This is a genomic window from Cellulomonas iranensis NBRC 101100 = JCM 18110, assembly GCF_001552375.1.
Taxonomy (GTDB): Bacteria; Actinomycetota; Actinomycetes; order Actinomycetales; family Cellulomonadaceae; genus Cellulomonas; species Cellulomonas iranensis.
Genome location: NZ_BCRB01000013.1, coordinates 33,729 through 55,308 on the forward strand (window position 1 = coordinate 33,729; position 21,580 = coordinate 55,308).

At 74.6% G+C, this 21,580-nt stretch carries 19 protein-coding genes; 9 read left to right on the plus strand and 10 right to left on the minus strand.

Going from position 1 to position 21,580, the window contains the following annotated elements:
- Nucleotides 1-168 precede the first annotated feature (168 nt).
- Nucleotides 169-1,521 carry an MATE family efflux transporter gene (locus tag CS2_RS04265; protein WP_070319021.1) on the plus strand — a complete coding sequence of 451 codons (1,353 nt, stop codon included), beginning with the start codon at nt 169-171 and terminating at the stop codon, nt 1,519-1,521.
- Between the two features lie 20 nt (nt 1,522-1,541).
- Here the strand turns inward: CS2_RS04265 and CS2_RS04270 are convergent, their stop codons facing one another.
- From CS2_RS04270 to CS2_RS04300, 7 genes are all read right to left on the minus strand, one after another.
- Nucleotides 1,542-1,895, minus strand: a complete 354-nt coding sequence (locus tag CS2_RS04270; RefSeq protein WP_070319022.1) for a hypothetical protein — start codon at nt 1,893-1,895, stop codon at nt 1,542-1,544.
- Nucleotides 1,892-2,167 carry a hypothetical protein gene (locus tag CS2_RS04275; RefSeq protein WP_046529656.1) on the minus strand — a complete coding sequence of 92 codons (276 nt, stop codon included), beginning with the start codon at nt 2,165-2,167 and terminating at the stop codon, nt 1,892-1,894. The genes CS2_RS04270 and CS2_RS04275 overlap by 4 nt, the downstream gene beginning before the upstream one ends.
- A 246-nt stretch (nt 2,168-2,413) precedes the next feature.
- The gene (gene rplI, locus CS2_RS04280; RefSeq protein ID WP_046529657.1) at nt 2,414-2,863 is read right to left on the minus strand and encodes a 50S ribosomal protein L9; all 450 of its coding nucleotides are present in this window, start codon (nt 2,861-2,863) and stop codon (nt 2,414-2,416) included.
- 14 nt (nt 2,864-2,877) lie between these two features.
- Nucleotides 2,878-3,114 carry a 30S ribosomal protein S18 gene (rpsR, locus tag CS2_RS04285; protein WP_013118893.1) on the minus strand — a complete coding sequence of 79 codons (237 nt, stop codon included), beginning with the start codon at nt 3,112-3,114 and terminating at the stop codon, nt 2,878-2,880.
- A 74-nt stretch (nt 3,115-3,188) separates the two neighbouring features.
- Complete coding sequence (locus CS2_RS04290; RefSeq protein ID WP_046529658.1) at nt 3,189-3,722, minus strand: single-stranded DNA-binding protein; 534 nt, start codon at nt 3,720-3,722, stop codon at nt 3,189-3,191.
- A 94-nt stretch (nt 3,723-3,816) separates the two neighbouring features.
- Entirely contained in the window at nt 3,817-4,110 is a 294-nt protein-coding gene (gene rpsF, locus CS2_RS04295) for a 30S ribosomal protein S6 (protein WP_046529659.1), read from the minus strand.
- Between the two features lie 215 nt (nt 4,111-4,325).
- A complete protein-coding gene (locus tag CS2_RS04300) occupies nt 4,326-6,776 on the minus strand; it encodes a transglycosylase domain-containing protein (RefSeq protein WP_070319023.1) in 2,451 nt (816 codons plus the stop codon).
- Nucleotides 6,777-7,104: 328 nt separating this feature from the next.
- Between CS2_RS04300 and CS2_RS04305 the strand changes: the two genes are divergently transcribed.
- The 3 genes from CS2_RS04305 to CS2_RS04315 all read left to right on the plus strand — a co-directional run bounded on the left by CS2_RS04305 (nt 7,105) and on the right by CS2_RS04315 (nt 10,091).
- Entirely contained in the window at nt 7,105-7,743 is a 639-nt protein-coding gene (locus CS2_RS04305; protein ID WP_046529661.1) for a PadR family transcriptional regulator, read from the plus strand.
- Nucleotides 7,740-8,834: an inositol-3-phosphate synthase gene (locus CS2_RS04310; RefSeq protein ID WP_070319024.1), complete on the plus strand. Its 1,095-nt coding sequence runs from the start codon at nt 7,740-7,742 to the stop codon at nt 8,832-8,834. The genes CS2_RS04305 and CS2_RS04310 overlap by 4 nt, the downstream gene beginning before the upstream one ends.
- Nucleotides 8,835-9,161: 327 nt before the next feature.
- The gene (locus CS2_RS04315) at nt 9,162-10,091 is read left to right on the plus strand and encodes a type IV toxin-antitoxin system AbiEi family antitoxin domain-containing protein (protein WP_369691417.1); all 930 of its coding nucleotides are present in this window, start codon (nt 9,162-9,164) and stop codon (nt 10,089-10,091) included.
- 154 nt (nt 10,092-10,245) lie between these two features.
- Here CS2_RS04315 and CS2_RS04320 read toward each other — a convergent pair whose 3' ends face one another.
- Together CS2_RS04320 and CS2_RS04325 are read right to left on the minus strand one after the other, a co-directional pair.
- The gene (locus CS2_RS04320) at nt 10,246-11,697 is read right to left on the minus strand and encodes a hypothetical protein (protein ID WP_070319026.1); all 1,452 of its coding nucleotides are present in this window, start codon (nt 11,695-11,697) and stop codon (nt 10,246-10,248) included.
- Nucleotides 11,687-12,253 carry a sigma-70 family RNA polymerase sigma factor gene (locus CS2_RS04325; protein WP_070319027.1) on the minus strand — a complete coding sequence of 189 codons (567 nt, stop codon included), beginning with the start codon at nt 12,251-12,253 and terminating at the stop codon, nt 11,687-11,689. The genes CS2_RS04320 and CS2_RS04325 overlap by 11 nt, the downstream gene beginning before the upstream one ends.
- 153 nt (nt 12,254-12,406) lie before the next feature.
- On the opposite strand from CS2_RS04325, the gene CS2_RS04330 reads away from it, so the two are divergent.
- A complete protein-coding gene (locus CS2_RS04330; RefSeq protein ID WP_070319028.1) occupies nt 12,407-13,717 on the plus strand; it encodes an MFS transporter in 1,311 nt (436 codons plus the stop codon).
- Entirely contained in the window at nt 13,714-15,474 is a 1,761-nt protein-coding gene (locus tag CS2_RS04335) for a SpoIIE family protein phosphatase (RefSeq protein ID WP_233421062.1), read from the plus strand. Before CS2_RS04330 ends, CS2_RS04335 begins: the two co-directional genes overlap by 4 nt.
- Nucleotides 15,475-15,520: 46 nt before the next feature.
- Here CS2_RS04335 and CS2_RS04340 read toward each other — a convergent pair whose 3' ends face one another.
- A complete protein-coding gene (locus tag CS2_RS04340; RefSeq protein WP_070319029.1) occupies nt 15,521-17,014 on the minus strand; it encodes a CCA tRNA nucleotidyltransferase in 1,494 nt (497 codons plus the stop codon).
- A gap of 142 nt (nt 17,015-17,156) precedes the next feature.
- Between CS2_RS04340 and CS2_RS04345 the strand changes: the two genes are divergently transcribed.
- The 3 genes from CS2_RS04345 to murJ are packed head-to-tail and all read left to right on the plus strand — an operon-like array spanning nt 17,157 to nt 21,528.
- Complete coding sequence (locus CS2_RS04345; protein WP_082739858.1) at nt 17,157-17,708, plus strand: NUDIX hydrolase; 552 nt, start codon at nt 17,157-17,159, stop codon at nt 17,706-17,708.
- Nucleotides 17,705-19,843 carry a DUF6049 family protein gene (locus tag CS2_RS04350; protein ID WP_156441989.1) on the plus strand — a complete coding sequence of 713 codons (2,139 nt, stop codon included), beginning with the start codon at nt 17,705-17,707 and terminating at the stop codon, nt 19,841-19,843. Before CS2_RS04345 ends, CS2_RS04350 begins: the two co-directional genes overlap by 4 nt.
- A complete protein-coding gene (gene murJ, locus CS2_RS04355; protein WP_082739860.1) occupies nt 19,840-21,528 on the plus strand; it encodes a murein biosynthesis integral membrane protein MurJ in 1,689 nt (562 codons plus the stop codon). The genes CS2_RS04350 and murJ overlap by 4 nt, the downstream gene beginning before the upstream one ends.
- Nucleotides 21,529-21,580: the final 52 nt, after the last annotated feature.

Sequence of the window (21,580 nt, forward strand, 5' to 3'; positions counted from 1 at the left end):
GCCTGTGGACAGTCCCTTCACGCCTGTGTGCACAGGCTGGGGACACACCTGTGGACAGAGCGGGTGAGAGCTCCGTCCACCCGCCGCGACCGGCGCATACGCTGTGCACGTGCTGTGGAGCGACAACTCTTCGACCCACGTTCACCAGGTGGACGCCTGAGCCGCCCCGTGGACGCCCACGACGACCCCTCGACCCCCGCGCCGCGCCCGCCCGGCGTCGACCGGCAGATCCTCGCGCTCGCCGTCCCCGCCCTCGGCGCCCTCGTCGCCGAGCCGCTGTTCGTGCTCGTCGACTCCGCGATGGTCGGCCACCTCGGCACCGACGCGCTCGCCGGGCTCGCGCTCGCGTCGACCGTCCTCGTGACCGTCATCGGCCTGTGCGTCTTCCTCGCGTACGCCACGACCGCCGCGGTCGCCCGGCGCCTCGGAGCGGGCGACCGGCAGGGCGCGCTGCAGACCGGCGTCGACGGCATGTGGCTCGCGCTCGGCCTCGGGGTCCTGCTCGCCGGGCTCGCGTGGGTCACCGCGCCGTGGGTGCTCGCGGCGCTCGGCGCGCGCGGCGAGGTCGCCGTGCAGGCCGTCACGTACCTGCGGTGGTCCGTCCCCGGCCTGCCGGGCATGCTGCTCGTCCTGGCGGCCACGGGCGCGCTGCGCGGCCTGCAGGACACCCGCACACCCCTCGTCGTCGCCGCCTCCGGCGCCGTCGCGAACGCCGCGCTCAACGCGACGCTCATCTACGGCGCCGGGCTCGGGATCGCCGGGTCGGGCCTCGGCACCGCGATCGCGCAGCTCGGCATGGGCGTGTGGCTCGTCGTCGTCGTGGTGCGCGGCGCGCGCGGCTCCGGGGCACGGCTCACGCCCGCCGCCGGCGGCATCTGGGCCAACGCACGCGCCGGGGTCCCGCTGCTGGTCCGCACCGCGACGCTGCGCCTGGCGATCCTGCTGACCGTGTGGACCGCCACCGGGCTCGGCGCCGCCGCGCTGGCCGGGCACCAGGTGGTCAACGCCGTGTGGGGCCTGACGGCGTTCGCGCTCGACGCGCTCGCCATCGCCGCGCAGGCGCTCGTGGGGCACGCGCTCGGTGCGCGCGACGTCGCCCGCACGCGCGCCCTGCTGCGGCGCACGCTGCAGTGGGGCGTCGGCGCCGGGGCTGTGCTCGGCGTGCTCGTCGGCGCGCTCGCTCCGCTGTACGTGCGGGTCTTCTCCCCCGACCCCGACGTGCAGCGCGCCGCCGTCGTCGGGCTCGTGGTCGCGGCCGTCGCGCTGCCCATGGCCGGCTGGGTGTTCGTGCTCGACGGCGTGCTCATCGGCGCCGGTGACGGCCCGTTCCTCGCGTGGGCGGGTGTCGCGACGCTCGTCGCCTACGTGCCCGCCGCCCTCGCGGTGCACGCGTGGGCGCCGCCCGGAGCGGCCGGCCTCGCGTGGCTGTGGGTCGCGTTCGCCGTGGTCTTCATGGCTGCCCGGGCGATCAGCACCGGGCTGCGCGCACGCGGCACCCGGTGGATGGTCGTCGGCGCCTGAGCGTCCGCCCCGGGGCGACCTCAGTCGCCTCCGCCACCGCCGTCGCCACCGTCACCGCCGGCCCCCGCGCCCGCGTCGCCCGGTCCCGCGTCGTGCGCCGCGTCGTCGCCGCTCTCCCGGGTGCCGTCAGCACCTGCCGCGGCGCCGCCGGCGGCGTCCTCACGCTTCTCGTCGCCGCCCGGGGACGAGAACCAGCCCGTCGACATGGCCATGAAGACGATGCCGATCGTGAAGAACGCGATGCCGCCGCCGTCGGAGTCGCCCGCCATCTGCGTGATCCCGAGGACGAAGAACGTCACCCCGATCGCGAGGAACGCCCCGTTCTGCGCGCGCTTCGACGACGTCCCGCCGCCCTTCCGCGGCGTGTCCCTCACCGGTCGTCCTGACCCGTGACGCTCCCCGTGACCTGCACCGCGCGCGAGCGGCGCACGTACGTGCCCAGGTAGCCCGCGGCCACCGCGGTCAGCACGACGCCCACCGCCAGGAACGTGAGCCCGAGCACCGTGCGACCCAGCGCCGTGAACACCGCGCCGAGGGCGAGCAGCGGCGCACCCACCGCGAACATCGTCCCGCCGACGGCGGCCTGCTGCGTCGGGGCCGCCGTGGTCGTGGCCTGCGCGTCCGTGGTGCGCTTCTGCGTGCTCATGTCGTGCCTCCTGGTTCGTCCTGACCTCTGCGACGAGCCTAGGCAGCACGGTGGTCGCGTCCCACCGCCCCGCGACCGATCCTCCCGCTCCGTCCGGAGGCGGAGACGACGGCGCACGCACCGCGGGTCCTGCGCCTGGCGGACGAGGTGCGGGACGAACGGACGCCCCCGGCGCCGACGCCGGACGCGACGAGGCCCCGCACCGCCGGAGCGGTACGGGGCCTCGCGAGCTCGCGTGGGAGCAGGTCAGGCGGCGACGACCTTGACGGTCACCTTGGCCGAGACCTCGGGGTGCAGACGAACCTGCACCGCGTACTCGCCGAGCGTCTTGATCGCCTGGGCGACCTCGATCTTGCGCTTGTCGACCGACGGGCCGCCGACGGCCTTGATCGCCTCGGCGATCTCGGCCGTGGTGACGGCACCGAACAGACGGCCCGACTCGCCGGCCTTGGCCGACACCGTGACGGCGTTCGCCTGGAGCGAGTCGCGCACGGCCTTCGCGTCGTCGAGCGTCGCGATCTCGCGCGCCTTGCGGGCACGACGGATCGCCGAGACGTCCTTCTCGGCACCCTTGGTCCACGGCGTGGCCAGGTTGCGCGGGACGAGGTAGTTACGGGCGTACCCGTCCTTCACCTCGACGACGTCGCCGGGGGCACCGAGACCGGTGACCTCGTGGGTCAGGATGATCTTCGCCATGGGTCAGTCCTTTCTCAGCGGGCCGACGACGAGTACGGCAGGAGGGCCATCTCGCGGGCGTTCTTGACCGCACGGGCGATCTGGCGCTGCTCCTGGACGGAGACGCCGGTCACGCGACGCGCGCGGATCTTGCCGCGGTCGGAGATGAACTTGCGGAGCAGAGCCGTGTCCTTGTAGTCGACCGTCTCGATCTTGGCGGCCTTGAGGGGGTTCTGCTTCTTCTTGGGCTTGCGGACGACGGGCTTGGCCATCGTGGTGCTCCTTGTCTGTGGAGCCCCGAGCGTTGCCGTGCTCGGGGATGAGAATCAGGTGTGCGAGGCGCCGATCAGAACGGGGGCTCGTCGGAGTAGCCGCCGCCGGACCCGCCCGCGGGCGTCGCCCACGGGTCGTCGGTCTGGCCGCCGCCACCGGAGGACTGACCCCCGCCGCTGAAGCCGCCGCCACCGCCGTAGCTGCCACCGCCGCCGCCACCGCCGAAGCCGCCACCGCCGGACCGCTGGGTCTTGGTGACCTTCGCGGTCGCGTACCGCAGCGACGGGCCGACCTCGTCGACCTGCAGCTCGTACACGGTGCGCTTCTCGCCCTCGCGGGTCTCGTACGAGCGCTGCACGAGGCGGCCCTGCACGATGACGCGGGTGCCCTTGGTGAGGGACTCGGCGACGGACTCGGCCGCCTCCCGCCAGATCGAGCACCGGAGGAACAGCGTCTCGCCGTCCTTCCACTCGTTGGACTGGCGGTCGAACGTGCGGGGCGTGGACGCGACGGTGAAGTTCGCGACCGCGGCGCCCGACGGGGTGAAGCGCAGCTCCGGGTCCCCGGTCAGGTTCCCGATCACCGTGATGGTGGTCTCGCCGGCCATGACGGCCTCCTCGCTCGTTCGTACGGTTCGGCTGCGGCGTGGTGCCGCGGGTGCTGGCGCCCGACGCTAGCGACGGGCACCCACACGGGCAGGATCACGCCTCGCGGCGCAGGACCTTCGTGCGCAGGACGACCTCGTTGAGGCCGAGCTGACGGTCCAGCTCCTTGGCGGTCGCGGGCTCCGCGGTGAAGTCGACGACGGCGTAGATGCCCTCGGCCTTCTTCTTGATGTCGTACGCGAGGCGACGACGGCCCCAGACGTCCACCTTGTCGACCGTGCCACCGTCGGTCTTGACGACCGACAGGTACTTGTCGAGCGACGGGGCGACGGTGCGCTCCTCGATCTCGGGGTCGAGGATGATCATGATCTCGTACTGACGCAGGCTCATACCCACCTCCTCTGGTCTTCGCGGTCACGGTCGGTCCGTGACAGGAGGGTTCTCGTGCGTCTCGCCGTGACGCACCACCGACGAGGCGTCAGGGGTGCAGGCACGACGAACCGTCCGCGAGGGACGGCGATCGCCCAGACTACCCGCTCACGACCCCGCGACCGAATCCCCCGACCGAGCGGTCGGGCGGTCGGGTCGGCCGCGGCGCGGCGGCGTCAGGGACGTTGCGTGGGCAGCGGCACCGCACCGGCCTGGCCACCACCGCCCCCGGCACCGCCGCCGTCACCCGGCGGCGGCTCCTCGGTCGGCGCGGGTGTCGGCTGCGTCGGTGCGGGGGTCGGCGACGGGGACGGGGCTCCCGACGACACGACGAGCGTGACGGTGGCGCCCGAGTCGACCGTCGACCCCTCACCGGGTTCGGCGCGGATGACGCGCCCCGCGGGGACGGACGCCGACTGCTCGGAGCGCACGCTCGCCACGAGCCCCGCACCCTGCAGCACGCCCGTGGCGTCGGCCTCGGTGCGACCCACGAGGCCGCCGGGCACCTGCACCTGGGCAGGCTCCTCGGGCTCCTCGGGCGGCGCCTCGGTCGGCTCCTCGGTCGCGGTGGCGGTCGGCGTCGGCCTGCCGCCCACGTTCGCGCGCGGCGGGAAGTTCTCGACCTGGGCGAACCTGGGGTTCGCGAAGACCTTGCCCATGTAGTCGGCCCACAGCACGGCGGGGTACGACGACCCGGTGATCTGGCTGTAGTCGCCCCAGGCCTCGATCGAGTCGAGTCCGCGGCCGTCCTGCGCCTGCTGGGACAGCGCGACCGCCGTCGCGAGCTGCGGGACGTAGCCGATGAACCACGCCGACTTGTTGTCGGTCGAGGTACCCGTCTTGCCTGCGATCGGGCGGCCGAGGCGCGCGATCTGCGCCTTGCCCGAGCCCTGCTCGACGACCTGGGTCATCGCGTAGGTGGCGTCCGCCATGACGTCCGCCGCGAAGACCGGCCGGCCGGCCGTGTCGGGCTGCCAGGCGACGGTCCCGTCGTTGTTCTCGACGACCTGGAGGATGTGCGGCGTCCGCTGCACGCCCTGCGCCGCGAACGTCGCGTACGCGCCCGTCATGTCGAGCGGGTGGACGAGGTCGGAGCCCAGGACGTTCGAGGGCACGCTCGTCAGCGGCGTCGTGATGCCCGCCTCGGTGGCGACGCGCGCGGTGTTCTCGGGGCCGACCTTGATGTTGAGCGCCGCGTACACGGTGTTCACCGAGTCCGCGGTCGCCTTGACCAGGTCGATCTGGCCGAAGCTCTGACCGTTGCCGCGGCCGAAGTTGCGGACGTCCTTGGTACCGCCCTCCCACTCGGGGAAGCGCTGCGGCGAGTTGCCGTCGAACCTCGTCGACAGGCCGATGCCCTCCTGCAGCCCGGCGACCAGGGCGAACGGCTTGAACGTCGACCCGGCCTGGACCTTGTCGAACGTCGCGGTGTTCTTCTGGTCCGCGAGGTAGTCGGGGCCGCCGTAGAGCGCGACGATGCCACCCGTGGCGGGGTCGACCGAGACGACCGAGACACGCAGCCGCTCGTTGGGCACGGCGCCGTCCGAGAGCGCGCCGGAGCGCAGCCCCTCGGCCGACTCGACCGCGGCCTGCTGCACCGACTGGTCGATCGTCGTGACGATCTTCAGGCCCTTGGTGCGCAGCTCGCCCGAGGTCCACAGGTTGGTCGCGAGCAGCTCGTTCTCGACCATCTCGAGCAGGTACCCGTTCGGGCCGCGGTACGTCTCGGACTTGACGTACTCGATCGTCGTCGGGAAGACCTGCGCGGCGCGGTCGCTCGCGCTGAGCCATCCGGAGTCGACCATCGAGTCGAGGACGATGCCCCAGCGCTGCTGCGACTTCTCCGGGCTCACGGCCGGGTCCCAGTTGTTCGGCGACGGGATCAGCGCCGCGAGCAGGGCCGCCTCGGAGACCGACATCTCGGCCGCGGGCTTGCCGAAGTACGACTTGGACGCCGCCTCGATCCCGTAGGAGTCACGACCGAAGTAGATCGTGTTGAGGTAGCGGCCCATGATCTGTTCCTTGGACTCGCTCTGGGACAGCTTGACGGCGAGGATCGCCTCCTTCGCCTTGCCCCAGTAGTCCTTGGTGGTGTTCTGGTAGTACCGCTCGACGTACTGCTGGGTCAGCGTCGACCCGCCCTGCGTCGGCTTGCCCTGGACGTTGTTGATGAAGGCGCGGGCCATGCCGGTGATCGACACGCCCCGGTTGGTGAAGAACGTCTTGTCCTCGCCGGCCGCGACCGCCTGGCCGACGTACTCGGGCAGCGTCGAGTACTCGACGATCTCGCGCTTCTGCTTCGCGAACGTCCCCATGACCTCGCCCGGCTGACCGGGTTCGGCCCCCGCGAAGTACACGGTGGTGGTCTGGAACTGGACCTCGGCGAGCGCGTCGGGCGGGTTGATGAACGCGAACGCCGCCGCACCGGCACCGAGCAGCAGGAAGATCCCGCCGATGAACGTGCCGAGCACGACCCGCCACGACGGGAGCCAGCGACGCACGCCACGGTGCTCGCGGCGGGGGTAGTTCCAGAACTTCCGCTTCTCCGGCGGGGTCGCCCGGGTCGACGCGCGACGCGTGCCGCGGCGTGCGCGCGTGGGCGCCGCACGGCGTGTGCTGCCTGCCAACGGGGGACCTCTCGTGCCGACGACGGTGCTGGCGGACGCTCCGCCGCGGCCCGCGTGGGGGCGCGTCGGTGGGGGCGCTGCCGACGTCAGTATGGACGACCGACTTGGGCGGTGGCTCGCGCAGGGCGCCCGGGACGTCCCGTTCTGGGCGGGACTTCACACGATCGGCACCCTGTCGCGACGCGATCCGGCGCGCCCGCGCACACGACGTGGTGGGCGACCTGTTGTCGTCGGGCACGCGCGCGACATATTCTCCGGATGTATCGAGTTGATACATCGAGATCGGGCGACCGCCCGGTCCCGGTCCCCGACGGCACGAGGAGGCCAGGTGCGCGGACGTTCCGACGTGCTCGAGCCGGCGATCCTCGGGCTGCTCGCCGGGTCGCCCATGCACGGGTACGAGCTGCGCAAGCGCCTCAACCTCGTGCTCGGCTCGTTCCGTGCGCTGTCGTACGGCTCGCTGTACCCGTGCCTCAAGGGGCTCGTGGACCGCGGGCTGATCGCCGGCACGGACTCGCCCGGCGACCGCACGGTCGCCAGCAAGCGCGCACGGATCGTGTACGAGCTGACCGCCGACGGCAAGGAGCACCTGCAGCAGGTGCTCTCGACGTCCGGGCCGGCGGCCTGGGAGGACGAGAACTTCGACGTGCGCTTCGCGTTCTTCGGCCAGACGGACGCCGAGACGCGGCTGCGCATCCTCGAAGGTCGCCGTTCCCGGCTGACCGAGCGGCTCGAGACGTTCCGTCAGTCGTTCGCCCGGACCCGCGAGCGCATGGACGAGTACACGCTCGAGCTCCAGCGCCACGGCCTCGAGCAGGTCGAGCGCGAGGTCCGCTGGCTGGACGACCTCATCGACAACGAGCGCGGCGTCCGTCGCGCTCGCCCCGAGGGCGGTGGCCGACCGGCCGCCGCTGCAGACGACGCCGAGGGCTCATCCGAGGCGCGAATCGAGAAGGAGCGAGGATGACCTCCATCCGCGTCGCCATCGTCGGCGTCGGCAACTGCGCCGCGTCGCTTGTCCAGGGCGTGCACTACTACCGGGACGCCGACCCGGCGGGCAAGGTCCCCGGCCTCATGCACGTCCAGTTCGGCGACTACCACGTGCGCGACCTCGAGTTCGTCGCCGCGTTCGACGTGGACGCCAAGAAGGTCGGCTTCGACCTGTCGGAGGCGATCTTCAACTCCGAGAACAACACCATCAAGATCTCCGACGTCCCGCCGCTGGGCGTCACGGTGCAGCGCGGCCACACGCTCGACGGCCTGGGCAAGTACTACTCCCAGACCATCGAGGAGTCGGACGCCGAGCCGGTCGACGTCGTGCAGACCCTCAAGGACCAGCAGGTCGACGTGCTCGTCTGCTACCTGCCCGTCGGGTCGGAGGCCGCCGCGAAGTTCTACGCGCAGTGCGCCATCGACGCGGGCGTCGCGTTCGTCAACGCGCTGCCCGTCTTCATCGCGTCGGACCCCGAGTGGGCCGCGAAGTTCGAGGCCGCCGGTGTCCCGATCGTCGGCGACGACATCAAGTCGCAGGTCGGTGCGACCATCACGCACCGCGTGCTCGCGCGCCTCTTCGAGGACCGCGGCGTCATCCTGGACCGCACGTACCAGCTGAACGTCGGCGGCAACATGGACTTCAAGAACATGCTCGAGCGCGAGCGCCTGGAGTCGAAGAAGATCTCGAAGACGCAGGCCGTCACGTCGAACCTCGAGGACGGCCCGCTGTCCGGCAAGAAGGACGACCGCAACGTCCACATCGGCCCGTCGGACTACGTCGCGTGGCTCGACGACCGCAAGTGGGCGTACGTGCGCCTCGAGGGCCGCGCGTTCGGCGAGGTGCCCCTGAACCTCGAGTACAAGCTCGAGGTGTGGGACTCCCCCAACTCGGCGGGCATCATCATCGACGCCGTCCGCGCCGCGAAGATCGCGAAGGACCGCGGCGTCGGCGGCCCGATCCTGTCGGCGTCGACGTACTTCATGAAGTCCCCGCCGGTGCAGATGGAGGACACGAAGGGCCGGGCGCAGCTCGAGGCCTTCATCCGCGGCGAGGTCGAGCGCTGAGCCGGAGCACGCTGGAGGTCGGGGTCCGGCGCGCAGCATCAGACCCCGGCCGGAGGCGGGCGCAGGCTCAGCGCGACCAGCAGGTCGAAGCGCTGAGCCGGAGCTGACCGGAGGCCGAGGCCTGGCGCGCAGCGTCAGGCCTCGGCCCGAGTCACGAGGTGTGCGGGGTTGCCGTCGTCCAGCGGCGGCAACCCCGCACACCTCTGTCGCGTCGTCCACAGGTTCGCGGGAGTCGCCACGCAGCGGCCCCCGATCGGCGACGCTCGTCGGATGGGCGGACCTGCGGCGGCGCGACCGGTCGACGTGAGCGGGCTCCCCGCTCTCGAGATGCTGCCCTCGTCCGCACGCCGGGTGGTGCGGCGTCACGACGGCGTGGCAACCACCGCATTGCTCGCGAGCGCCGGCGTCAGCGACACCGTGGTGTCCCGCCGGGTCCGTCAGGGTCACTGGCGACGACTGCACCGGGGCGTGGTCCTGCTGCAGTCCGGCCCGCCGTCGTGGCGCCAGCTCGCGCAGGGCGCGGTCCTGGCCGCCGGACCCGGTGCGGCGCTCTCGCACCGGTCGGCCGGGTTCGCTCACGGACTGGTGGCGACGCCCGCGCCCGAGATGGTCGTCAGCGTGCCGCTAGAGCGCACGCCGGGCACGCGACCGGGACTCGTGGTCCGCCGCCGACGGTCCATGCCGCCCGCAGCCGGCGCCCTCCGGTGCGTCGACGTGGCCGACACCGTGCTCGACCTGGTCGCGGACGCCCGGCGCGAGGACGAGGTCGTCGGCCTGCTGTGCGACGCGGCTCGATCGGGGGTACCGCGACCGCTGCTGCTGTCGACGCTCGCCCGACGGCCGGTCCTGCGCCATCGCAGGATGGTCGCCGACCTCCTCGGCGACGCTGACGCCCGGGTGGAGTCGCCGCTCGAGCTGAGGTTCGACCGCGACGTCGAGTACGCGCACGGCCTGCCGCGCTCGTCGGCCCAGGTCCGCGAGCGGGTGGGCGCCGGATGGATACGAGCGGACCGGCGTTACCGGGAGCTCGGGGTGCGCGTGGAGCTCGACGGCCGGCTCGCGCACGACGGTCGGGCCGACGCGGACGCGTGGCGTGACAACGTCGTCCGCGTCGAGAGCGGTGACATCACCCTGCGTTACCGGTGGCGGCACGTGGTCACGTCGCCCTGCGCGATCGCATCCCAGCTCGCCGCGGCGCTGAGCCGCCGCGGATGGCGTGGCGCGCCGCGCAGGTGCGGCGTGACATGTGGACTGTGAGGGGTTGCCGTCACGTGGCGACGGCAACCCCTCACGCTCGCGTCAGGCTCAGGGCGCGGCTCGGGCGACGAGCCGCGGCGCCCCGGTGGCCGGGGCGGGTCGTGAGGGTGCTGCCGGTCCGCGGCCGCAACCCTTCACGACCCGGTGGCGCGCGTCAGGGGGCGACGAGCGCCGCCGTGACCGCGAGCGCGCGCGGTCCGTCTCCCGCGGGACCCACGAGCACGGTCCCACCGGTCGTGGCGTCGAGCAGCCACAGCTCGACGGGCGCCGGGTCCTCGGGCGCGATGCCGAGCTGCACGGCGACCCGACCCGCGCCGGCGGCGTGCACCGCGAGGGCGACCCGCGGACCGTCCAGGCTCACGGCGACGGGGCCGGGCCCCGTTCCTGGCTGCCACGGCTTGACGACGACGCCACCGCCCTCGCCCGCAGGCAGCACGACCACCGTCCGCCCCCCACTCGTCGCCGCGGTGCCCGCTCCCCCGGGTGCGTCGAGGACCCGCACGTCACCGTCGAGGGTGACCTCTGCCCACCAGGTGGCGAGCACGTCGGCGGCGTCGGAGTCAGGGTCGGCGACGTCGGCGTGCCTGGAGCAGCTCGCCAGCACGGTGCGCGCGTCCGTCCAGGTCACGACGGCGCACTCGCCGGCGTCCTGGTCGAGCAGAAGGTCGCTCGTGGCCCCCGTGTGCAGGTCGACGAGCAGCGTCGAGTCGCCCAGGTAGCCGCCGAGCGCGTCGTACCTCTCCGAGAAGGTGGGCAGCGCCAGGCGACGGCCGTCCGGCGACATGGTGGCCCCCCGGTGCTCGCCCGACCTCACCCGGACGCCGAGGCTCCCGACCGGACGACCGACCGTCACGGCGACCAGCTCGAGTCGGTAGTCGGCGACAGTCGTCCACCAGAGCTCGGCACCGTCGTCCCTCAGCCCGACGTACGCGTCGGCATCGCCGAGCGTCCCGAGGCCCGCGGGCTCGCGGGTGACCGCGCCGGTGAGCAGGTCGATGCGACCTCGCTCGTAGCCCAGCCGGTCCGACGTGGGGATGACGACCGTCGCGACGGTCGAGCCCGGCTCCCAGCCGACGACCCACAGGCCGGGGACGTCGAGGTCCGCGACGAGGTACGCGGTCCCCGTCGGCGACAGGAGCGCGAGCAGACCGGCGACGTCACGGAGGCCGACCTGGTCGACGGGACCGTACTGGGCGAGGGTCCACCCGGTGGTCGCCGCCTCGAGGACACCAGGGGGCAGCGCGTGGAGCACGGGCGCCCCGGTGCGCTCGACCTCGACGAGGGGCACCTCGGGCGCCGCTGGCGCCGTCGGTGCGGCGTCCCCGCTCGGCGAGGGCGTCGGCGACGGCGTCGCCGTGGACGTCGGCGTCGGGGTGTGGGCGGGCTGCGGGGCGGGCGCCCGGTGCAGGCCGAACCACCCGGCCACCCCCAGGAGCCCGGCCGCCGCCGCGGCGACCGCGGCGTACGACACGGCGCGTCCGCGCCGGGCGCGCGCCACGCGGGCGTGCAGGTCCGCGAGGGTCGCGGCGTCCGGCCGGGTGCCCTCCTCGTGCTGCTCCTGACGACGCAGCGCGGCGTCGAGCCGCGCGCTCAGGTCACCGCTCACGGCGCACCTCCGGGGTGTCGCGGGTCGAGTCGACGAGCGTGACGGGCAGCCGCTCGCCGCCCGTGGTGGTCGTGCCCAGCGCCGCGTCGAGCGTCGCGACCGCGTCGGACACGTAACGCTTGACCGCGCCCTCGCTGATGCCGAGCAGGCGGGCGGTGTCCCGCACGGACAGGTCGTCCAGGTGCCGCAGCACGACGCAGGCGCGCTGCTGCGGCGGCAGCGCCGCGAGCGCGGCGGCCACGTCGGCGTCCAGCAGGTCCGACCGCAGCTCGGTGCTGACCGCCTCGCGGCCCGCGAGCCGCACGACCGCGGCCCGCTCGCGGCCCCGCCGGCGCGCACGGTCCACGAACCGTGACGCGACGGCGCGGCGCACGTACGCCTCGGCCTGCGGCACCGACCCGAACGACGCGCGCGCCGAGAACGTCGAGACCAGCGCGTCGTGCAGGACGTCCTGCGCCTCGTGCCGGTCCCCCGTCAGCACCGTCGCGTACGCGACGAGCCCGCCGTACCGCTCCGCCACGAGCCGGTCGAGCATCGCTGCCCCGTCCCGGCTCACGTCGTCCTCACCATCGTCGCCGCCCTCGCATCGGTCCCGGACCATCCTGTCGCCACCACAACGACGCAGGTCCGCGCCAGGTTGTGCGGCACGTCGGGGGTGACGTGCGGCGGCCCGGCGGGCGTGGTCGGCGGCGGCACGTAGCCTGAGGCGGTGCAGGTGATCTCCGACCTTCGGGCGCTCTGGCCGCTGACCGGCTTCCGGCGCCTGTTCGCCGTGCGGCTGGTGAGCCAGTCATCCGACGGCATGTTCCAGGTCGGGCTGGCCACGCTGTTCTTCTTCTCGCCCGAGAACGCGTCGACCGCCACGGGCGTCGCCGCCGCGTTCGCGGTCCTCCTGCTGCCGTTCACGATCGTGGGGCCGTGGGCCGGCGTGCTGCTGGACCGGTGGCGCCGCCGCCAGGTGCTGCTGTACGGCAACCTCGTGCGGGTCGCGCTGACCGCGACGATCGCGGTGGTCATGCTCACGCAGGGCGTGGGGCCGCTGGTGTACGTGCTCGCGCTCGTGACGCTGTCGGTGAACCGGTTCCTGCTCGCGGCGCTGTCGGCGTCGCTGCCGAAGGTCGTCGACGGGCCCCTGCTGCTCACCGCCAACTCGCTGACGCCGACGCTGGGGGCGGCGTCGGCGGGCGTGGGGGCGCTCGTGGGCTTCGTGCTGGGTCTGCTGCTGCCGGACGGCCGCCTGCGGGACGCGGTCTCGCTGCTCGTGGCGGCGGCGGTGATGGCGTGCGCGTCGGCGCTGGCGGCGCGCCTCGGCCCCGACCAGCTCGGGCCGGACGAGCGCGTTGACACCTCCGAGATGAAGGCGGCGCTCGCGAGCCTCGCGCACGGCCTGGTGGCGGGCGCGCGGTACCTGGTCGCGCGCCGGACCCCGGGGTACGCGCTCGGCGTCATGGCGCTGCACCGGTTCTGCTACGGCGCGGTCTTCATCGCGAGCATCCTCATCTCGCGCAACCTGCTGTCCGACCCGGCCGACGCCGGCGCGGGCCTGCGCACGTTCGGCACGGTCCTGGCCGCGAGCGCCGTCGGGTTCGCCCTCGCGGTCGTGCTGACGCCGCTGCTGGTGCCGCGCGTGGGCGCGCACGTGTGGATCGTCGCGTGCATGCTGCTCGCCGTCGTCAGCCAGCTCGTACTCGTCGTGACCGTCGCGCGTGCCGCGGTGCTCGCGACGGCCGTGGCGCTGGGGCTCGCGGCGCAGGGCGCGAAGATCGCCGTCGACACGATCGTGCAGCGCGACACCGCCGACGCGTACCGGGGGCGGGCGTTCTCGCTGTACGACGTCCTCTACAACGCGGCGTTCGTCGGGGCGGCGGCGCTCGCCGCGGTCGCGCTGCCCGACACCGGCTGGTCGCGCGCCGTGTTCGCGGTGATCGCGGGCGTGTACCTGGTGGGGGCGCTCGTGTTCGCGGCGGGCCCGCGCGAGCCCGTGGACGTGCCGGCGGCGCCCGCGACGGTCCGTACGTGAGCGTGCAGACGCCCGGCGCCGACGCGACCGACGACCGCACCGACGGCAGCACGCTCGACGGCGCCGCACGCCCCGCGGCGGGCGGCTGGCCGTTGGACGGCGCGCTCGCGCGGCTCGTGCTGGAGGCGGGCCCGCACGCCATGACCGTGTCCGACCCGAACCTGCCCGACGACCCGGTCGTGTGGTGCAACACGGCGTTCACAGAGCTCACGGGGTACGCCGCGGACGAGGTCGTGGGTCGCAACTGCCGGTTCCTGCAGTCGGCGGACACGGACCCCGCGGCCGTCGACCGGGTCCGCGCCGCGCTGGCCGCGGGCGAGGACCTGCGCGAGACGCTGCTCAACGCGCGCAAGGACGGGTCGCAGTTCTGGAACCAGCTCGCGGTCGCGCACGTGCGCGACGCGGGCGGGCACGTGATGTACCGCGTGGGCGTGCAGGTGGACGTCACCGCCGAGACGGTCGGCGACGCGGCGCGCACGCTCGAGCTGACGCTCATGCACCGCACGGCCGACCGGCTCGAGCTGCTCGCGACGGTGGGCGACGAGCTGTCCCGGCACCTCGACTACGACGCGGCCGTGGCCGCGCTCGCCGACACCGTCGTGCCGCGCATGGCGACGTGGGGCTTCGTCGCGATGGTCTCGGAGGGCGGCCGGTTCGAGCGCGTGCACGTCGTCGCGACGGACCCCGCCCGGCGGGCCGCGGCGCACGCGCTGGGCTCGCAGGGCACGTCGTGGCTGCTGCGCTCGCCGCGCGTCGCGGAGACGCTCGCGGCGGACGCGACGCACGTGCCCGTGACGCTGCCGGTCGACGTCGCCTCGCTGCCCGGCCGCACGACGCCCGACGAGCTGCGCCTGCTGCACGAGCTGGGCCTGGGCAGCGCGATGCTCGTGCCGGTCACGGGGCGCGGGCGCGTGCTGGGCGTGCTGTGCCTCGTGCACGAGGACGTCGACGGGTTCGACCGCGAGGCCGTCGTGACCGCCGCGCACCTGGGCCGGCGCGCGGGCGTCCTGCTGGAGAACGTGCGCCTCTACCTGGCGGAGCGGGACGCGGCCCTCACGCTGCAGCACTCGCTGCTGCCCGTGCTGGGCGACGTGGGCGGGCTCGACGTCGCGGCGTCGTACCTGCCGTCGGGGCGGCGGGCCGAGGTCGGCGGCGACTGGTTCGACGCGTACGTGCTCCCCGACGGCAGCACGAGCCTCACGGTCGGCGACGTCGTGGGCCACGACCTGCGGGCCGCGGCGTCGATGGGGCAGCTGCGCACGCTGCTGCGCACCGCGGTGTGGCGCGGCGACAGCCCCGGTGCGGCGCTGCGCCGGCTCGACGGCCTGGTGGGCGCGCTCGACCTCGGGGACGTCGCGACCTGCGTGCTGCTGCGGTGGCGCCGCACGCGCGACGGTGCCCACGTCACGTGGTCCTCGGCCGGGCACCCGCCGGGTCTCGTGCGGCTGCCGGACGGCACGGTCGAGCGGCTCGACGGTGGCCGACGCACCCCGGTCGGCCTGCCCTCGCCGCAGTCGCGCACCGCGCCCGAGGCGTCGCGCGAGCTGCCGCGCGGGTCCGTCGTGGTGCTCTACTCCGACGGGCTCGTCGAGCGCCGCGACCGTGGGCTGCGCGAGGGCATCGAGGCGCTCGAGGCGCACCTCGCGACCCTGCCGCCGGACGCCGACGCGACCACGGTCCGCGACGCGCTCGTCGCCGACGTGGTCGACGGCGGGCAGGAGGACGACGTGTGCGTGCTGGTGGTGCGGGTCGACTGACCCCCGCGGTGACCCGCGGGCTGCGTCCGGCGCGCGGCCGCCGAGCTCAGGACGAGCGCTGCGCCCACCACGCGAGCAGCACCTCGCGCGCGCGCTCCTCCCCCAGCGGCCCGTGCTCCAGGCGCTGGTCCAGCAGGTAGCGGTACGCCTCCCCGACGTCGCGGCCGGGCCGGATGCCGAGCACGTCCATGATCTGCGTGCCGTCGAGGTCGGGGCGGATCGCCGCGAGCTCCTCGGCCTCCCGCAGCGTCGCGATCCGGTCCTCCAGCGAGTCGTACGCGGCCTTGAGGCGCGCGGCCTTGCGCTGGTTGCGGGTCGTCGAGTCCGAGCGCGTCAGCCGGTGCAGCCGCTCGAGCAGCGGGCCCGCGTCGGTCACGTAGCGGCGCACCGCGGAGTCGGTCCACTCGCCGTCGCCGTAGCCGTGGAACCGCAGGTGCAGCTCGGTGAGCCGCGCGACGTCCTGCACGGTCTGCTTGTCGAAGCGCAGGGCCTTGAGCCGCTTGGCGGCCATCTTGGCGCCGACGACCTCGTGGTGGTGGAAGCTCACGCCCCCGCCGTCCTCGAACCGTCGCGTGCGCGGCTTGCCGATGTCGTGCAGCAGCGCGGCGAGGCGCAGCACGAGGTCGGGACCGGGCACGGCGCCGTCCGGCCCGGTCTCGAGCGCGATCGCCTTCTCCAGCACCATGAGCGAGTGCTGGTACACGTCCTTGTGGCGGTGGTGCTCGTCGATCTCGAGGCGCAGCGCCGGGAGTTCGGGCAGCACGTGGTCCGCCAGGCCCGTGTCGACGAGCACCTCGAGGCCCGCGCGCGGGTGCGGCGCGAGCAGCAGCTTCGTCAGCTCGTCGCGCACGCGCTCGGCGGAGACGATCGAGATGCGGGACGCCATGTCGACGATCGCCGCGCGCGCGTCGTCGTCGAGCCGGAAGCCGAGCTGCGCGACGAACCGCGCCGCGCGCATCATGCGCAACGGGTCGTCGTCGAACGACCGGCGCGGGTCGATGGGCGTGCGGAGCACGCGCCGCGCGAGGTCACCCAGGCCGTCGAACGGGTCGACGAACTGCAGGTCGGGCACGCGCACGGCCATCGCGTTGACCGTGAAGTCGCGCCGCGACAGGTCGCCCTCGAGGGTGTCGCCGAACGCGACGAGCGGCTTGCGCGACGTCGGGTCGTACGCGTCGGTCCGGTACGTCGTGACCTCGACGACGACGTCCTGCGACCCCGCGCCGTGCCGGCCGGCGAACCGGCGCGCGCCGATCGTGCCGAACTCGCGCCCGATGTCCCAGTGCGCGTCGCCCCACGCCGCGAGGAGCGGCTCCGCCTCGTCCGGCGTCGCGGACGTGGTCAGGTCGAGGTCGTGGCTGGGCCGGCCGAGGAACGCGTCGCGCACGGGGCCGCCGACGAGCGCGAGCTCGTACCCGGCCGCGCGGAACCGCGTCCCCAGGTCGAGCGCGTCGGGCGCCATCGCGGCGAGGGACTCCAGGGCACGGCGGCGCAGCTGCTGCACGGCGGCGGCGTCGGGCTGGGCGGGGGCGTCGGGCACCGGACAAGCCTGCCAGAGGTCACGCGTGACACGTCCGCGGGTGTGCTGCGCATGACGTGCCGATGACTCTCACGTGATCTCCACGTGACCGCGCGTCGCGACCGTGCGTGGTGCGGTGATGCCGAGTCGTTACAGTGTCGGCATGTCCACCGCCGCCCACCCGCCCCGCCCCGGGCGTGTGCCGGCCCCGCCCGGCGGGCACGCGCTGCGCATCGACCCCGCGCGCACCACGCCCCGTCAGGCGCCCGCGACGCTGCCCGTGGTCGACGAGACGTCCGCCGGCGGGCTCGTCGTCACCCGGCAGGGCGACCACTACGCCGCGGCGGTGATCGCCCGGCGCAACCGCGCCGGGCGCCTCGAGTGGTGCCTGCCCAAGGGGCACCTCGAGGGCGACGAGACGCCCGAGGAGGCCGCCGTCCGCGAGATCGCCGAGGAGACGGGCATCACCGGGCGCGTGCTGCGCCGCCTCGGCGTCATCGACTACTGGTTCTCGGGCGACGAGCACCGCGTGCACAAGGTCGTGCACCACTTCCTGCTCGGCGCGCTGCACGGCGACCTCACGGTCGAGAACGACCCCGACGGGGAGGCCGAGGACGTCGAGTGGGTGCGCGTGGTCGACCTGTCCGGCCGGCTCGCCTACCCGAACGAGCGACGCCTGGCAGGCATGGCCCTCAGCGTCCTCACCGACGGATGAGCGCTGCCCGCCGAGCCGTGCCCACGCTGCTCGCCACGCTCCTGGTGCTGCTCGCGCTCGTGACCCCGGCCGCGGCGTCGGCGACCCCGGCTCCCTCCCCGACGACGAGCCGGGGCGCGAGCACCCCCGCCGCCGACCTCGACCCGGTTCGCGTGCAGATCACGCAGGTCACGCCGAACGTGCTGCGCCCCGGCGACGACCTGGTCGTGCAGGCCCGCCTGACCAACACGACCGACGAGGAGATCGCGAACCTCCGTGCGCGTGTGCGCCTCGAACGCATCCGCCCGGGGTCGCGGGCCGACCTCGCGACGTGGCTCGAGCCCGGCACGGCCGACGCCCGCGCCCGCGTCGGCACGGTCGTCGCGACGGTCGCCCTCGAGGAGCCGCTCGCCCCCGGCGCGTCGGCGGACGTCGAGGCGCGGGTGCCCGCGGACGGCGTCGGGCTGCTGGACCGCCCCGACACGTGGGGGCCGCGCGGGCTCGCGGTCGAGGCGACCGGCGGGCGCAGCGCACGGCTCGGCCTGCAGCGCACGTTCGCGCTCTGGGCGACCGAGGGTGACGTCGCCCAGGCGCGGCTGTCGGTGCTCGCACCCGTGGTCGGCCCGGCGCCCGTGCCCGCCGGCGTCGACGTGACGGCGCCGGAACCCGCCCTCGACGAGCTCGTGCGCGGCGGCGGCAGGCTCGCGGCCGTGCTCGACCTCACGCGCCGCCACCCCGACGTCGCGCTCGCGGTCGACCCGGCGCTGCTCACCGCCGCGCGTGCCGAGTCCGGCCCCGTCGCGACGTGGGCCGACGCGCTCGTGGCCGCGAGCAGCGGCCGCGACGTCGTCGCGCTGCCGTGGTCGGACCCCGACCTCGTCGCGCTCGCGCACGCCGACCAGCCCGACCTCCTGACGGCGGCGCTGGACGCGTCCGCGCGCGCGGCCGCGACGGACGTCACCGACGGCAGCCCGTTCGCCGCGCGCACCGACGTGCTGTGGGCGCCCGGCCCGACCACCGACCGCGCGACCGTCGACCTCGCCGCGGCGGCCGGGGCGTCGACGCTCGTCCTCGCTCCCGGGGACCTCACGACCGACGTCGACGCCGCCGGCGCGCGCACGGTGCTGCCCACCGACGACGGCACCGTCACCGGGCTCGTGCCCGACGCGACGCTCACGACGCTGCTGGTCGACCCGACGTCGCTCGACCCGGCGGCGACCCGCGCGACCGTCGTGCAGCGCGTCCTCGCCGAGCTCGCGGTGCTCGCGCGCGCGTCGACCGACGGGCCGCAGCACGTGCTCGTCGCGCTGCCCCGCACGGCGACGCCCGACGTCGCGCTGGTCGACGCCGCGCTGACCGCGGTCCAGGGTGCGCCGTGGTCGCGCTCGGCGCCCCTGACCGCGCTGCTGGGCGCCACCGACGCGGCCGCGCCGCGCGACACGCTCCCGGCGCAGACCGACGTCCCCGCGGCGCTCGCGCCCGAGCAGGTCACGCGGCTGGCCGACGCGCGGTCCGCGACCGTCGCGTTCGCTGGCGTCACCGACGACCCCGCGACGGTCCTGCGCGGCGTCGACGCCGAGGTGCTCGCACCGCTCTCGACCGCGTGGCGCGCCGACCCCGACGCACGCGCCCGGCTCGTCGACGCGGTCGTGGCGGACGTGGACGCCCGGCGCACCGGTCTCACGCTCGCCCCCACGAGCACGCAGAACCTCATCAGCGCCGACAGCGAGGTCCGGTTCTCGGTCCGCAACGAGCTGCCCGCCGCGGCGTCGGTCCGCGTGCAGGTCACGCCGCGCAAGGCGTGCCTCGACGTCGACCCGAGCGACGTCGTGGTCGTCCCGGCGGGCAGCGACGAGGTCGTGCCCGTCGCCGTGCACGCGATCGCCAACTGCGAGGTCGTGGTCGAGGCCGTGCTCACCGGCGCCGACGGCACCGCCCTGGCCGCACCCGTGACGTTCGTGGTGCGTGCGTCGCCGACCATCGAGTCGGTCGGCACTCTCGTCGTCGGCGCGCTGCTCGCGGTCGGGCTCGTGCTGGGCGTCGTGCGGACCGTCCGCCGCGGCCAGAGCGCGCGGCGCGGCGCGCACCGCGTCGAGGGCGAGGAGGGCACGCGCCCGCTGCCGGTGCTGGGCGGCGCCCCGGAGGAGGACCAGTGACCGCGACGCCCCCGCCCCGCGACCCCGCGACGCCGGGCGACCCGGGGGACGTCCCGGACGAGGCGCCTCAGGGCGGCCTCCGGCGCGGGGCGGCGCTGATGGCGAGCGGGACCGCCGTGTCCCGCCTGCTGGGGTTCCTGCGCGCCATGGTGCTCGCGGCCGCGATCGGTGCCACGGGCCAGGCGGCCGACGCGTTCTCGGTCGCCAACAAGCTCCCCAACGTGCTGTACATGCTGCTCGCGGGTGGCGTTCTCAACGCCGTGCTCGTGCCGCAGGTCGTCCGCGCCTACAAGCGCGACGGCGGGCAGGAGTACGTCGACCGCCTGCTGTCGTTCGGCTTCGCGCTGCTGGCGGGCGTGTCGGTGGTCCTCACGCTGGCCGCCCCGCTGCTGGTGCGGCTGTACGCCGACCCGTGCAGCACCACGCAGCTCGCGCTCGCGACGACCTTCGCCTACTGGTGCATCCCCCAGCTCTTCTTCTACGGCGTCTACGCCCTGCTGGGCCAGGTGCTCAACGCACGAGGGTCGTTCGGGCCGTACATGTGGGCGCCGGTCGTGAACAACCTCGTGTCGATCGCCGGGTTCGGCGTCTTCATGGCGGTGTTCGGCGGGGCGTCGGCAGACGTCACCTGGGGCACCCCGCAGATCGCGGTGTTCGCCGGCTCGGCGACGCTCGGCGTCGTCGCGCAGGCGCTGGTCCTCGTGCCGGCCCTGCGTCGCGCCGGCGTCGGCTACCGGTGGCGCTGGGGGCTGCGGGGCTCGGGTCTGGGACGAGCCGGCAAGGTCGCGACCTGGACGTTCATCGGCCTGGCCATCGGCCAGCTCGGCTACGTCGTGGTCTCGCGCGTGGCATCGGCGGCCCCCGGCGCGGCCTGCGTCGCGACGTCCGACATCGCCGGCAACGCGGCCTACGACTACGCCTTCATGCTCTTCATGCTGCCGCACTCGCTTGTCACGGTGTCACTCGCGACCGCCCTGTTCACGCGGCTGTCGGCACGCGCGCACGACGGCGACGTCGCAGGCGTGCGCGCGGACCTCTCGACGGGTCTGCGCGTCGTCGGGCTGTTCACCCTGATCGCGGGTGCCGGGCTGACGGTCCTCGCGCGGCCCGTCGTGCGGCTCATCCTCGTCTCGTCCTCCGAGGCGGCCGTGAGCGCCGTCGCGGGCGTCGTCGTCGCGATGGCCGTCGGGCTGCCGGCGTTCGGCGCCTGGTCGATGTGCCAGCGCGTCTACTACGCGTACGAGGACGCCAAGGGCATGGTCCCCGTCCAGGCCGCGATGGCGGGCGTCGTCGTCGCCGGGACGCTGCTCGGGCAGGCGGTGCTCCCCCACAGCGCGTGGGTGGCCGGCGCGGGCCTGTCGATGAGTGCGTCGTACCTGCTCGGGACGCTCATGGCGATGCGGGCCCTGCGCCGACGGCTCGGGGGTGACGTCGACGGCGCCCACGTGCTGCGCACGCACGCCCGCGCCGGTCTCGCGACGGTCGCGGCGGCCGCGGTGGGCGTCGCCGTGCTGCTCGTCGTGCAGGTCGTCGGCCCGGGCGGCGTCGTCGGCGCCCTGGTGCAGTGCGCGGTCGTCGGGACGGTGATGGTGCTGGTGTACGTCGGCGGGCTGAAGCTGCTGCGCGTGCGCGAGCTGGACCAGCTCGTGGGGCCGCTCGTCCGGCGCCTGCGGGGGCGGCGCTGACGGCGGGCCGTCTAGCATGCTCACGGGACGCGCGGCCGCGCGTCCCGCCGAC

Coding starts and splice junctions, on each gene's coding strand:
- rpsF (WP_046529659.1), bottom strand. CDS start 4,110: ATGAGCCTGCGTCAGTACGAGATCATGATCATCCTCGACCCCGAGATC.
- CS2_RS04345 (WP_082739858.1), top strand. CDS start 17,157: ATGTCCACCGCCGCCCACCCGCCCCGCCCCGGGCGTGTGCCGGCCCCG.
- CS2_RS04315 (WP_369691417.1), top strand. CDS start 9,162: ATGCTGCCCTCGTCCGCACGCCGGGTGGTGCGGCGTCACGACGGCGTG.
- rplI (WP_046529657.1), bottom strand. CDS start 2,863: ATGGCGAAGATCATCCTGACCCACGAGGTCACCGGTCTCGGTGCCCCC.
- CS2_RS04350 (WP_156441989.1), top strand. CDS start 17,705: ATGAGCGCTGCCCGCCGAGCCGTGCCCACGCTGCTCGCCACGCTCCTG.
- CS2_RS04310 (WP_070319024.1), top strand. CDS start 7,740: ATGACCTCCATCCGCGTCGCCATCGTCGGCGTCGGCAACTGCGCCGCG.
- CS2_RS04275 (WP_046529656.1), bottom strand. CDS start 2,167: ATGAGCACGCAGAAGCGCACCACGGACGCGCAGGCCACGACCACGGCG.
- rpsR (WP_013118893.1), bottom strand. CDS start 3,114: ATGGCCAAGCCCGTCGTCCGCAAGCCCAAGAAGAAGCAGAACCCCCTC.
- CS2_RS04290 (WP_046529658.1), bottom strand. CDS start 3,722: ATGGCCGGCGAGACCACCATCACGGTGATCGGGAACCTGACCGGGGAC.